Raw genomic sequence first — 13,058 nt, 5'->3', positions numbered from 1 at the left:
TCTTTAGGCTCACCAGATGCCCAATGCGCGGATTCGAAAGGTCCTGTTTGTCGACAGCCATCCTAGCCATAGTGCTTCAGCGCCCGCACAGATAGGAATCACATGACCTCGTTACTCAAGGAAGCGATCTACAACGCGACCCGGTAAAAAATCATGCAGCCACTTATCACTTATAGCAGGCTTAGGCCCGTTGAGAGCGGTTTTCAGTTTGTCAGCTAGACCGGGGATGTCATGGGGGGCGATGGCAGATTCCAGCTCCCCCTTCAGCACTTCACGAATTCCCCCAGGGCAATCGACGGATATGACCGGCGTGCCGCAGGCCAACGCCTCCGTGAGCACGATGCCCATCCCCTCGACCCGGGAACTCAGCACAAACAACCGGGCATGATGCATCCAAGGGTAAGGGTTGTTTCGATGACCGGCAAAATGCACCCTATCGGCAATCCCCAGGTTCGTTGCCAAATCCTCCAACGATTGCCGTAAAGGGCCATCGCCGACAATGACCAAGGGTAGCTCGGGCTGTGCCTGGGCATAGGCACGCAATAACAGTTCATGGTCTTTCTGTGGCACCAGGCGCGCCACGTTGACGATATAAGGTTCGTCAGGCAAATCGGGTGTTTCCTCGAGCATCAACTCGCGAATGCGCCCCACCGGGCAAGGATTGACGATCACCTGCAACGACGCCGGTTGAAACGACCACTTGGCCTGGGCCTGGCGAACTGTCTCCGCCACGCCCTGCGACACAGCCACTAAGTGCTTACCGGGATACAGGCACTTGGCACACAGCCGATAACGCCAGGCATCCTTCTTGATTGGCAGGTTGTTCTCCAAAACAAAGCGGGCCCGTACATCGCGATAGCTCCAGACCAACTCGAAGGTACCCACCCCTCGGAATACAATTCTATCCAGCCGCCCATGGCGCTTCTCGAACCGCCACAGCCACAGGCGCAGCAGTTGACCGCCTAGCCATCCTGTCCATACAAAATACGAACGAGGGATCAAGGGATTCATGACCAAACGTGCCAACAGTTCCAGAAAGAAGCCAACGATGGTGGCACGGATCCACCAGCGCAGCGGAAAGACATGCACCCTGACGTCGGGATGCTCCGGCGCCAGCCCTTGGTCGCGTTTGCGATACACCAACATATGGCTATCATGGCCGGCTTCGGCAAAGGCGTCAGCGAGGTTACAAGCCACCCGCTCCATGCCGCCCATCTTCAGGCTGCGTACGATCACCAGGGTGTGCACAATAAGTCCCTTATTCCGGCTGACTGGTAGGTTGCGGCTGGCTATCGTCATCTCGTGCACGGGTCAATTGCCAACGCCAGTAATGGGTAACCAACCCACCCACGACAAGATTGTGCACGAACACGCCCGTCCAAAAGGAATTGTACGACTCGAATTGATTGACGATGACCCAGTAGATAAAGAACGAGACACCGAACAAAGCCATGTCGTTCGGCATTACCCCACTACGCCAGGCCAGCCACGTGCCACGTCCTACCCAGAAAGCCAAGGCAGCGAAAACTGCAACACCTAGCAAGCCGTAGGCGACCCATAGTTCAAGAAAGTAATTATGAAGATGGCCGTACTGGTCCTTGATCCGTTGTGGCATCCATTCCGTCTCGTCAATGGCCAGGCTACGGCCATCAGCCCCCCAACCAACGATCGGACGTTCAGCGATCCACTCCGCAGCGGCGCGCCATGTATGAATACGAACCCCAACACTGCTGTAAGGAATCTTAGAAAAATCTCCAGTTAGAATACTTTCTATCGCTGGCTTCTCCGTTTCAAGACGCTTTGCGAGGGTGTCATAGCCAATGTTACCGATAACAGTTGCCACTGCAAAAATAGCTATAAATCCAGCAAAGAGTACCCGTCGAGAGTTTTTTTGAGGAAATGTATGCAAATACCACCAAAAGAAAAGGCCAGCCATTATTGGCAGCACGAAAATCAATGCCAGCCATACTCCACGGGTTTGTGTAATTATTACACCGGTAATGAAAACTGTTGAAAAAATTGCCCAAACCAAACGGCGAAATATTAACCACCTGCCTCCAAACAAGCTGCGTCTTGCAAAGGCTAGCAACCCCAAGAGTCCTGCACCGAAATACATGGAAGTATGCTGAGCATTACGAATACCGAAATCCACCCGATACCCACTTACACCTTTAAACCATTCAATATATCCGTCCCCGTGAAAAAATAGCGCAGTAAAAAAGCCAAGCAACGCAACTCCCCAAATAAAGAAAGTACGAACAGTACTTCCTCCAAGCCACCAAGCAACACTTATGAATATAAAAAGCTTCGCGAGGCGGTCAATTTTAGGGTTTTCTTCGACCCATTGCGGATGATGCAAATAGCCAAGCCACCAAGAAAGCACTTGTAAAAAAATAACGGTTAGTAAGAGCCACAACGCTGCGCCTTTTCGAAGCTTCCCTCCCCAGAGGAGCAAAGAAAACAAGCCAAGCACTGCCATGAAGGTTTCTGCTGGCCCGCCTATGACGGGGAATAGGACTAAGAATAAAGCGTAAAAAAATAACCCTATACTCCCTAAGCACCAAATAATCCTTGGACAACAACTAAAAGGTGTATAGGGTGACTGCAATGAATAATTTATACTCAACCTTAAGGCCTTTTGGTAACACTATACACTGTAACAAAGCAGTTATTTACAGGCTAATACTCTTAGCATTAATACCGGAATCAACTTGTCTTGTAACCATTTGGGTTATTGCTTTGCCAACGCCATGTATCTTCCATCATCTCAACCAAAGAGCACTTCGCTTTCCAGTTTAACTCTCTTTCAGCCTTTGTAGCGTCTGCCCAGCAAGAGGCCACATCACCTTCACGACGAGACACAAACTTAAAGGGGACTTTTTTTCCCGAAGCATTTTCGAATGCTTTAACTATTTCCAATACAGAGTAGCCGTTTCCTGTTCCTAGGTTCCATATTTCCAAACCTGTTTTATTAGAAATCTTTTTCATGGCTTTCAAGTGCCCATCAACTAAATCCATAACATGGATATAATCACGAACGCCTGTGCCATCGAAAGTGTCGTAATTATTGCCAAATATAGATAACTCTTTTCTCAAACCAATAGCAACTTGTGAAATAAAGGGAACGAGGTTATTGGGAATATCATTTGGATCCTCTCCGATCACTCCACTTGGGTGAGCCCCGACTGGATTAAAATACCTCAGTATACCTACTGACCAGCCAAGGTCGGCTTTAACTAGATCATTAAGAATTTCTTCTATCATAAGTTTCGACCGACCATAAGGATTAGTAGGGCTACCCGTAGGTATTCCTTCATGGATAGGCATTATCTTAGCATCACCGTAGACGGTAGCTGAAGAACTGAAAATAAGATTTCGTACCCCTACTTGATCCATGACATGACACAAGGACAGGGCACCTAAAACATTATTTTCGTAATATTGAAGTGGTTTATTGACACTTTCACCTACTGACTTGAGACCAGCAAAGTGTAAAACATGGTCTATATTATACTGCGAAAAAATATGTTTTAACAAAACCTTGTCGCATACGTCCCCTTCAATAAAATTCACTTTTTTGCCAGTTAATACTTCAACACGCTTTAGCGACTCAAGTGAGGAATTTGAAAAATTATCTAAAACAACCACCTCGTAATCGTTTTCAATAAGAGAAAGAGTCATATGAGACCCAATATATCCGCACCCACCAGTAACAAGCACATTCATCACAGACACCTTATTTAGCACCAAAACCAGTAAGCAAAGTCTTTATAGTTTTAAAAACAATAAGCACATCAAGCCAGAATGAAAAATTTTTTATGTAATAAAAGTCGTGCTGAATTTTTATCCGTGTATCATCAGCATCACTCGCATAACCATGAACTACTTGTGCCCAACCAGTAATTCCAGGTTTAACTACATGCCTATATATGTAAAATGGTATTTGCTCTTCAAACAAATCTACAAAAGCTCTCTGCTCAGGCCTAGGTCCAATAAGGCTCATATCTCCTCTAAGAACATTATAAAACTGAGGAAACTCATCTAATCTAGTTTTCCTGATAAACCTACCTATTCGAGTAATTCGCATATCGTTCGACTGAGCTAAGCGAGCACCATTACTTTCTGAATCTTTGGCCATACTCCTAAACTTGTATATTTTGAAACTACGATTACCTTGACCAACTCTATCCTGTGTAAAGAAGACAGGACCGGGGCTATCTAATTTGATAATTATAGCTGTTATTAACATTACAGGAAGGGTTAGCGGAAGAATAATCAACACAAGTGCGATATCTGCAACCCTTTTAAAAAAACTATACATAGGTGATGGCAATAGAGTTCCAAACGCATTTTCAGAAAGGTGTTCGATTTCAACTCTTCCAGTAATTGATTCTTTAATTTGCTTAATATGATAGACGGGAATATGAGAAAGCGTGCACTTTGCTAAAAACTTTTCCCATTCTGCAGTTAGACCTTCATCATGTAAGTCAGCAACTATACCATCCACTCGAACTCTATTTAATGTAGGTTGTTTAAGATAGCGCAACTCTATATTAGAAGTCGGCAACAAATTTAGTGCTTGACCAACAGGGATAACTGCAAGCTTTAATCTACGGTAACGTAAGCCAATAAAATAACCAGAAAAAAACCAGAGCATACTGAGCAAATATCCAGTAAACAAAACTTGCCTAGAGTACCTTTCTCTAGCAAAAAAAAGTATAGCCATAGAAATTAAGAAGCATATTGTTACCGTAGGAGCGATATAAGCTACAACTTTAACACCAGGAAATTTTAGAAGCCTTCTTAATGAAAAAACTATTATTAAAAAAGCCCCACCTATAGCAGCCAAAGTATTTACCCGCACATCAGGTAAATACATCCAGAAATCCCATCCCCAGCGATTAATAGCGGGAGCGCAGATTATTACTGGAAGCCCTATTAGCAATTGAAAAGACATACCTAAAAGAATTTTTTCATACCATCTCGAATGACGGCGCTCATAACTTATATCCACAGCCCCACCTGTATCTACTAGTATTAAAGAATTTCACTTATGCATGACACCAAGCTTTCTTGCTAAAGTTGGCCACTTCGCCCTGATTAAGCCACGTATCGCATAATGGAAAAAATAATATGTGCTTTTTAATACGCTAAAACCTTCCACCTCTCTATATACTTTCCACGTATATATGGCAGCCTTTCTTTTATTGAAAGATATTCCATCGGAATGAACTCTATATATTGCTAGCGGCTCTGGAATTCCATAGGCAAACTTAGTCTTCTTTAACAATTTCAGCCAAAGTGCAAAATCTTGTCTTTTACTTATTTCGGGCATGTTGACTTTACCCAGTTTGGCAGAGTCATAAATTGCGGTTAGGCAACCTATTACACATGTTTTTAACAAAACATTATAGTTGACTGAATCAGGAACGCCAACGAAACCCATGTGCTCCCCCTTATAGTTAATTTTCTCATAAGCAGTGTAGCTAAACTCGATATCGTTTGATATCATAAACTTTAACTGCTTTTCTAACTTTTTAGGCCTCCATAAATCATCCGAATCCAAAAAAGCTATATAACGCCCATGGGCTTTTGAAAGAGCGTGATTTCGAGCCACCGCTGGTCCACTGTTTTTTTCAAGCTCATATGTCAAAATGCGTTTATCGTTATACTTTTCTTTAATTATATGTAAAGTTGAATCTCCCGAAGCATCATCAACTAAAATTAACTCCCAATCCTGATAGCTTTGGTTCAACACGCTTTCTATAGCCTCAAAACAGTAATTTCCTGATTTATACAGAGGCATAATTATTGAAACTTTAGCCATGTGACAATTCTATTCCAACTTTGGAAAACTTCAGGTGGTTAAAAAGTAAAAAGTGCTAGAAAATAAAAAAGAAGGTAAAAACAATGCAACGCAGGTAATAAATGCAATTGTTTTCTTTTCTTTAAATCTACTTTCTATTTGAACGAATAAATTACACAATAATAGAACCAAACAAATCATACTAAGCCTCTCAGACTGCGCACCTCCCAAAATAAACGATGCATATAACGAAATAACAAACAAATAAAGGTTGCATAAGAAAATATTTATCTTTAAGAGGTCATAAGTAAAGTAAAAAAACGCTGATATGATACAAACTATCCCAATAATTGAAACATAAAACCATTTTAATTCGAGACCAGTCTCTGATACTGATTTATAAGAAACAACATAGGGAAGCAAGATTAATATTAGTGCGCCAGATAAAACAAAAAATATTAGCGACACTTTACTTTTGAAAAGAAAATAAATAGGGAAAAATAATAACGCGACATTATGCGTCAAGCCAGCAATTATAAATACAAAAAGCTTATGGCCATTGCTACTATTTTTATAACAAATGCTATAAAAATAAACTAATAAAACAGTTGCTAAAAGCTGTCTATATACGTTTTGCAGGCCCAGCAAGTAAGGAAAAAACAATAGCAATGCGAGAGCTGTATAAACAGGCAGTTTTAGATTTTTTACGCTTTTAATTGTTAAAAAAAACACCATGCTATCAATAATAACAAACGTCCAAGTTTCAGAATTTATTACCTTATATAAGTAATGTGAAAAATACCAGTATACTGGCTCTTTCAGGTAATAAAAACCATCCAGATCGTCTTTTTTTAAGACGTCTGTATAAACCTTCATATCAACATCAAAGCCAGAGATTCTAACAATTATTGAGTAAAATAAAAGCGAAATGAACACATATGTAACCGACCTCACCTTGTCTTTTATTTTTATGAGAACAAAGCATAATGCGCATAAATACAAATATGACAATAGCTCTAAGGTCATCTTTAATTTACTTGACCGTCTGTAAAAAATTGAATCTCTTGACCAATAAGTGTCTTTGCATCGAACCTAAGTTTGGCTGTTGATCTTTTTTCTTCTATCATTTCCTCAACTTTGATATTAAATTTTTTACTGAAATCACTTTCTTTTAAAAGATAGACATTATCGAAACCCAACAGCATCTCTTTCGTTATTTCCATGTCAGTGGTAACTAATGGTATTCCATAACAGGCCATCTCGCACATCATAACTCCTTGCGAGTCATATCGTGTAGGCATTAATGCTGCTTTATATTTATCCAGCAAGCCTGGTATTTCTGATTGCTCTATAAAACAATCATGCCAAACAATATTTCTTGGCTTTTCGTTATGTTTGAAATAATTTCCTTTACCATACAAGTGGATTTGATAGCACGGATTAGCCAATGCAAAATTAACTACTAAATCAACACCGTATTTAGAGTCATCCAATGGCCTTATCGTAATAAAATCGCCTAAACAATTTTCAATTTTTCTATGGGATTTTGTCAAAAAAGAGTTATGTGAAGCATTGGGGATAATAGTGGAGATATACTTATTTTCAAATTTAAAGTCAACATTTTTAGCAAATTGCTGCTTCATCCACTTGCTTACAAAAACAAATTTTACATCATTTCTCAACCCTATTATTTTGAATAAATATTTTAATGAGCTAATTTTTATTTCATCATATGCCCTATGCAAAAATTCCTTAAGCTTGTTGGATCTTTTCCAAGGATACTCTTGAGGATAATCCTTATATTTTTTCAAGACCTCATGCCCATGTATGAAAAAAACAACCTGCTGATTTTTAATTTGCAATAGAAGCCTAACATGATTTTTTAAATTAGGGGCATGAGATAAAACCACTTCTGCTTCTGAAAATTCCTTTTTAGGTAAATCTTTTTCAGAAAAAACTTTTACTCCTTGATAGCTATAGCTTCTTTCAGCGCTAAAACTTAACACGTAAACTTCGTGTCCATAAAACTGATAATTAATATTCCTTGTATGCACATAGGACATCGCGTACTTGTTTTTATCGCTAGGGTAGTCTTGACACATCACCAATATTTTCACGCAAGCCTCAACTATAAGTCTTCAATTGTAAACAATATACAAACAAAAGAACACAAAACACACAAATGTGCCTATTACTCTTCCATACATTAAGCACTCTATACTATCAACAGCGCTCTCTTTATTATTATCAATAATCCCTGACATTCTTGGTTCGATGTAAAATGTTAAAATAACTGTGGCTAACGCATTACTAATCCCAGAAAGCTGTGATATTGTTGTTCTGTACTCATAAAAAACCAAACCAAAATAGAAAGACATTAACACTGATATAGAATAAATGCCGAATATTATTGCCCCCCCCCAAAAAAAACTGTTTCTAACATAATTTTTTAAAGTATATAGTGATGGCTTATTCTTTATAACTCCTGACGTTCTCATAAAATGCACAGGGAAAGAAATCATCTTAAAAAACAATTTTCCATTTTCTTCGTAAGCAGTTATAATTTTTTGAAAAGCTGCTATCACTCTTTCCTTGTGAGTTATAACAACATAACCAAAAAAACTAGCAGAAAGTAACGATAGCGCGACCATACCCAGATAAAAATCTTCGCTAATCTTTAAGTCCACTAAATAACCTAACAAAGGCAGCAACAACATTGTAAAGACACGAGTAAACATAAAGACTGAATTCTGAAGCGCATAGCCAAAAGCAGTATTTCCTTTTTTCACTCCCGCCACTCTTGCAAAAAAAGATGCTACTTCAATTAAATGTATGAACGAAAAAATTATCACAACGGCGAGCAATAAAAAAAAGACCATGCACAAATACCTATATATTAAACATATTGTAAATATGTTCTTTTATTCGAGAACAAGCTTTACCATCACCATATGGATTATGTGCATAGCTCATTTCTTGATATGCTTTCTTGTCCGTTAGCAATTGCTCAATTTCAGTAATTATTTTTTCTTGGCTTGTACCTACAAGCTTGACTGTACCTGCTATAACTGCTTCCGGTCGTTCGGTGGTTTCACGCATTACTAGCACAGGCTTCCCGAGCGAAGGCGCTTCTTCCTGTATGCCACCGGAGTCGGTAAGAATGATCTCGGCTCGATTCATCAAGTAAACGAAGGGAAGATAATCGAGGGGTTCTATCAAATGAACGTTGTCGATATCCGACAATAGCCGCTGTACGGGCTCTCTTACGTTGGGATTGAGATGAACCGGATAGACGATTTGCGTTTCTGGATGTGCTATTGCAGTCTCCCTAAGCGCCTGACAGATTCTCTCAAACCCTCCTCCGAAACTTTCCCGGCGATGTCCGGTAACGAGAATCAGCTTGCGCTCAGCATCCAGAAAATCGAACTGTGACGAAAAGCGCGCTTGGAAGGTACCGCTATCTTTCAACTTACGTACGACATCCAAAAGCGCGTCAATCACCGTATTACCTGTCACATGCACCTTGGTTGGCGCCGTCCCCTCTTCCAGCAGGTTCTGCCGTGATCGCTCTGTCGGAGCGAAGTGCAACTCGGCCAGTGTGCCAGTCAGCTTTCGGTTCGCCTCTTCAGGCCAGGGTGAATAGATATTGCCCGTTCTCAGCCCTGCTTCCACATGGCCTACAGGTATACGCTCGTAATAAGCCGCTAGTGTTGTGGCAAATGTGGTCGCCGTATCACCATGGACAAGTACGATGTCTGGCTTGACTTCCTTGAGTACGTGCTTCATGCCCTGAAGAATGGCAGTCGTGACGTCTGACAGATCCTGTCCAGGCTTCATGATATTTAAATCATAATCCGGTACTAGCTCGAACAAATTCAGCACCTGATCGAGCATTTCCCTATGCTGTCCAGTGACGCATACTTTGGCATCGAAACGCCCGTCAGCAGCCAAGGACAAGGCTAACGGTGCCATTTTTATCGCTTCCGGCCTTGTTCCGAATACACACAAAGTTTTAATCATAATCTCTACTATTTATTTACTAAATCCAATCTTGTTGAAATACAACAAGACTCTCATGGTTTCATAGCCGGCCAACCGAGTAATAGGTAATTCCTTTCTTACTCATCCGCTTGGGCTCATACAAGTTACGCCCGTCGAAAATGATCGGTAGGCTTAGCTGCTGCTTGATCAGCTCAAAGTCCGGCGCTCGGAAGGATTTCCACTCGGTCACGATGATCAAGGCATCAGCCCCTTTGAGCGCGGCCTCCTTGGTGCCGCACAACGACAAATCGTCCCGGCTGCCATAGATGCGCTGGGTTTCTTCCATGGCTTCGGGGTCATAAGCTTGAACCTTGGCGCCGGCCTGCCACAACGCTTCCATCAGCACGCGGCTTGGGGCTTCGCGCATGTCATCTGTGTTAGGCTTGAAGGCCAGACCCCAGAGGGCGAAGGTTTTGCCTTTCAGCTCGTCACCGTAGTGGCTCTGGATCTTCTGGAACAGCGTCGTCTTCTGCTCATAGTTTCGTGCTTCCACGGCCTTGAGCACCTTGGCATCGAAGTCGATACCGTCTGCGGTGCGAATCAGGGCCTGAACGTCTTTGGGAAAGCAGGAGCCACCATACCCGACGCCAGGATAGATGAAGTGATAACCGATGCGGGGATCGGAGCCGATGCCCTGTCGGACCATTTCGATATCGGCGCCCAAGCGCTCGGCCAGGTTGGCCATCTCGTTCATGAAGCTGATCTTGGTGGCCAGCATGCAGTTGGCGGCATACTTGGTCAGCTCTGCACTACGCACATCCATGACGATGATCTTTTCATGGATACGGTTGAATGGTGCGTAGAGTTCACGCATCACTTCCTCGGCATGCTCGCTATCCGTGCCGATGACGATGCGATCAGGTTTCTGGCTATCCGCAACGGCGGAACCTTCCTTGAGGAATTCCGGGTTGGACACCACATCAAAGGTGAGATCGGACCTTCCGCGGGCTGCCAGCGTGTCGGCAATCCTGGCCTTGACCTTGTCGGCGGTGCCGACCGGCACGGTGGATTTGTCGATGATGATCTGATGGCGGTCCATATGCTGTGCAATGGTCTCGGCCACGGCCAGCACGTACTTGAGATCGGCAGAGCCATCTTCGTCAGGCGGGGTACCGACGGCAATGAACTGGATATCGCCATGTGTCACGGCCTGGGAAGAATCGGTCGTGAAGTCGAGCCGGCCTTCGCTGTAGTTTTCCTTGACCAGTGACTCCAGCCCCGGCTCATAGATCGGGATGAACCCCTCCTTCAGGCGCTCGATCTTGTGGCTATCGACATCGACACAGACAACGTTGTGGCCTGCGTTCGCTAGCACTGCTCCTTGTACCAGGCCGACATAACCAGTCCCGAATACCGTCACGTTCATAGCGTGCTCCTCGTTTTTGATTAACCGTTTTCTTTCAAGCTCGACCGAACGAGAGAGCTGAACTGCAACAGGAAGGCACCGGTAATGGCCAGAATGGCACCCAGTACAATAGCTAGGGCAACAATTATGATGCGACTCGTCCCTGCGGGCTCCAGACTCTGTACCGCTGTTTGCCCAACGTCTCCGCCCGTTAACTCTTCAAGCTCGGCTTCGAGATTGGCGATTCGCCCCATGATGCTCGCCGTGACTTCAGCCGCCCCCAGGCTTTCCGAGCCACGTATCGTTTCCAGTGACTGCCTGGCACTCTCGAGCTGACGTTTTAACGCTTCGGTTTGACGCTCCACCATGCTTTGCTGCCCCTGCTGCAGACGAGCCAGCACCCCTTCGTGGAGTTGGGCGACAATCTCCTGGTCGGCTTCGCTGGCTTGCGAGGATAACGTCACCAGCAGCGTTTCTTCCGGGTTCTCGATACGTACGTCGAAAGGCAGGTTGACGAGTCCTGTCTTCGCCAGGAGTTCTCGTGTTACCGGGCCGAGATAGAGGTTTTTGGCCTTGGCCACTAGCGACTCCGGCGATTCGAGCGGTGCTCCAGGCGCCTTTTCAGCGACGTTATAGATGGAGGAGTAACTGTAGGAGCGCGGGGCAAGTATCGCATAGGCAAGCGCCAGACCGACGATGATGACAAAAATGATTGCCATCGCCTTCCAACGGCGGACCAGGATGGTAGCGAGATCGACCAGGGAGATTTCGTCGTCGTACTGACGATAGGTGGAGTTGTCTTGAGGGGTCATAGAGAGGCGCTATCCTTGAACGCAAATAATGCTTGGGCACGCTACCGCCCGGAGATTGTTCCGGGCAGCTTCCCAAGGCCCTGAAATATCGCGAGCGTGATGCCCTTGGTCGGGATAAACGGATCGTCCCTTTGCTTACTTTCCCGAGCCGTTGGTGCAGTGTTTTCGCTCTGTTACACGCTGTTATTTTGCCAAGCGGGTATTTTAGAGGAGGCCTCTGCCCTCCTCTAGGTTTCGGGCGTATGAATTTTGTGTGTGCTGCGTCGCATGTAAGCGACAGGTTAACCGTGCGTAAGCCGTTGTCTAACGGCACCGGAAAAATGGCTGCCAAACGCAGCAACGATAGCCAATACCAACCCTGCAAGAACGCCTGCCACGACGACAAGCCAGGCGGAAACCCCCTGGGGCTCCAGGCTGCGTACCGCGAGCTGCGATACCTCACCTGCCTGCAATGCTGTCAGTTGCGCCTCGAGCCGGCTCACGGCTGCTGTCAAATTGCCGTCGACGACCCCGACCTGCTGGATGGCTGAGCGCAGCGCCTCGAGCCGGTACGTCAACGACCGCTCGGTACGTTCAACGAGTGTCTGCTGGGTGTGTGCCAAGGCGTCCAGCAGCTCGCGATGCAATTGCTCTACCGCCTCTTGCTGGCTTTCCTGGGCCTGTGTCGTCAGGGCAATCAGCCCGGTTCCCTGCGGCTGGCTGAATGACAGGTCGAAAGGCAACTGGTGCCATCGCTTATCCGCCAATAGCTGGCGCACCTCACTGGGCTGTATCTGGAGGCGCAGCCGGGCAAGTAATGCGTTCGCTGCTTCCAGGGGCTTGGCCTTCCCTTCGTCGTCTTGCGTCTCGGCAATGGCATACAGCGAAGTGTAGGTATAGGTGGTCGGCCACATGAGCGCCACTGCAATGGCGGCCAGGAGGGTCATCGCAAAAACGGCGAGCATCAGCTTCCAGCGCCTGACCAGAAGCACGACGAGATCTACCAGCGAAATCTCATCGCTGGATGAAGGGGAATAGCTATTCATCATCGGTCCCTGCAGAGGACGTCATCATC

12 protein-coding genes are annotated in these 13,058 nt (G+C 44.8%); all 12 read right to left on the bottom strand.

Annotated features, from left to right (window positions below):
• Window positions 1-111: 111 nt before the first annotated feature.
• The 12 genes from BM194_RS10875 to BM194_RS10820 all read right to left on the bottom strand — a co-directional run bounded on the left by BM194_RS10875 (window position 112) and on the right by BM194_RS10820 (window position 13,032).
• The gene (locus BM194_RS10875; RefSeq protein WP_244890949.1) at window positions 112-1,299 is read right to left on the bottom strand and encodes a glycosyltransferase; all 1,188 of its coding nucleotides are present in this window, start codon (window positions 1,297-1,299) and stop codon (window positions 112-114) included.
• Window positions 1,259-2,479, bottom strand: a complete 1,221-nt coding sequence (locus tag BM194_RS10870) for an O-antigen ligase family protein (RefSeq protein ID WP_092846634.1) — start codon at window positions 2,477-2,479, stop codon at window positions 1,259-1,261. The genes BM194_RS10875 and BM194_RS10870 overlap by 41 nt, the downstream gene beginning before the upstream one ends.
• A 227-nt stretch (window positions 2,480-2,706) precedes the next feature.
• Entirely contained in the window at window positions 2,707-3,726 is a 1,020-nt protein-coding gene (galE, locus tag BM194_RS10865) for a UDP-glucose 4-epimerase GalE (RefSeq protein ID WP_092846632.1), read from the bottom strand.
• A gap of 10 nt (window positions 3,727-3,736) precedes the next feature.
• On the bottom strand, window positions 3,737-5,014 hold the full coding sequence (locus BM194_RS10860; protein WP_244890937.1) for a sugar transferase: 1,278 nt from the start codon (window positions 5,012-5,014) through the stop codon (window positions 3,737-3,739).
• Between the two features lie 33 nt (window positions 5,015-5,047).
• The gene (locus tag BM194_RS10855; RefSeq protein WP_092846628.1) at window positions 5,048-5,827 is read right to left on the bottom strand and encodes a glycosyltransferase family 2 protein; all 780 of its coding nucleotides are present in this window, start codon (window positions 5,825-5,827) and stop codon (window positions 5,048-5,050) included.
• Between the two features lie 30 nt (window positions 5,828-5,857).
• Window positions 5,858-6,742 (bottom strand): EpsG family protein, encoded by an 885-nt coding sequence (locus BM194_RS10850; RefSeq protein WP_177223391.1) that lies wholly within the window; start codon window positions 6,740-6,742, stop codon window positions 5,858-5,860.
• Between the two features lie 92 nt (window positions 6,743-6,834).
• Complete coding sequence (locus tag BM194_RS20450) at window positions 6,835-7,923, bottom strand: glycosyltransferase family protein (RefSeq protein ID WP_143097586.1); 1,089 nt, start codon at window positions 7,921-7,923, stop codon at window positions 6,835-6,837.
• Window positions 7,924-7,944: 21 nt separating this feature from the next.
• Entirely contained in the window at window positions 7,945-8,685 is a 741-nt protein-coding gene (locus tag BM194_RS10840; protein ID WP_092846622.1) for a lipid II flippase family protein, read from the bottom strand.
• A 10-nt stretch (window positions 8,686-8,695) separates the two neighbouring features.
• Complete coding sequence (wecB, locus tag BM194_RS10835; protein WP_280522548.1) at window positions 8,696-9,823, bottom strand: non-hydrolyzing UDP-N-acetylglucosamine 2-epimerase; 1,128 nt, start codon at window positions 9,821-9,823, stop codon at window positions 8,696-8,698.
• 64 nt (window positions 9,824-9,887) lie between these two features.
• On the bottom strand, window positions 9,888-11,213 hold the full coding sequence (locus BM194_RS10830; RefSeq protein ID WP_092846618.1) for a UDP-glucose dehydrogenase family protein: 1,326 nt from the start codon (window positions 11,211-11,213) through the stop codon (window positions 9,888-9,890).
• Window positions 11,214-11,233: 20 nt separating this feature from the next.
• On the bottom strand, window positions 11,234-12,004 hold the full coding sequence (locus BM194_RS10825; protein ID WP_092846616.1) for a Wzz/FepE/Etk N-terminal domain-containing protein: 771 nt from the start codon (window positions 12,002-12,004) through the stop codon (window positions 11,234-11,236).
• Window positions 12,005-12,285: 281 nt separating this feature from the next.
• On the bottom strand, window positions 12,286-13,032 hold the full coding sequence (locus tag BM194_RS10820; protein WP_143097585.1) for a Wzz/FepE/Etk N-terminal domain-containing protein: 747 nt from the start codon (window positions 13,030-13,032) through the stop codon (window positions 12,286-12,288).
• Window positions 13,033-13,058 lie beyond the last annotated feature (26 nt).

The sequence above is a fragment of the Modicisalibacter xianhensis genome (assembly GCF_900113605.1).
Lineage (GTDB): Bacteria > Pseudomonadota > Gammaproteobacteria > Pseudomonadales > Halomonadaceae > Modicisalibacter > Modicisalibacter xianhensis.
The sequence above is the reverse complement of the archived record's forward strand: the minus strand, read 5'-3'. Positions and strand labels throughout refer to the sequence as shown.

What these genes read in the sequence shown, in the direction of transcription:
- BM194_RS10830 (WP_092846618.1), bottom strand. Translation starts at nt 11,213, where the DNA reads ATGAACGTGACGGTATTCGGGACTGGTTATGTCGGCCTGGTACAAGGA.
- BM194_RS10840 (WP_092846622.1), bottom strand. Translation starts at nt 8,685, where the DNA reads ATGGTCTTTTTTTTATTGCTCGCCGTTGTGATAATTTTTTCGTTCATA.
- BM194_RS10875 (WP_244890949.1), bottom strand. Translation starts at nt 1,299, where the DNA reads ATGACGATAGCCAGCCGCAACCTACCAGTCAGCCGGAATAAGGGACTT.
- BM194_RS10855 (WP_092846628.1), bottom strand. Translation starts at nt 5,827, where the DNA reads ATGGCTAAAGTTTCAATAATTATGCCTCTGTATAAATCAGGAAATTAC.
- galE (WP_092846632.1), bottom strand. Translation starts at nt 3,726, where the DNA reads ATGAATGTGCTTGTTACTGGTGGGTGCGGATATATTGGGTCTCATATG.
- BM194_RS10820 (WP_143097585.1), bottom strand. Translation starts at nt 13,032, where the DNA reads ATGATGAATAGCTATTCCCCTTCATCCAGCGATGAGATTTCGCTGGTA.
- BM194_RS10870 (WP_092846634.1), bottom strand. Translation starts at nt 2,479, where the DNA reads ATGGCAGTGCTTGGCTTGTTTTCTTTGCTCCTCTGGGGAGGGAAGCTT.
- BM194_RS10825 (WP_092846616.1), bottom strand. Translation starts at nt 12,004, where the DNA reads ATGACCCCTCAAGACAACTCCACCTATCGTCAGTACGACGACGAAATC.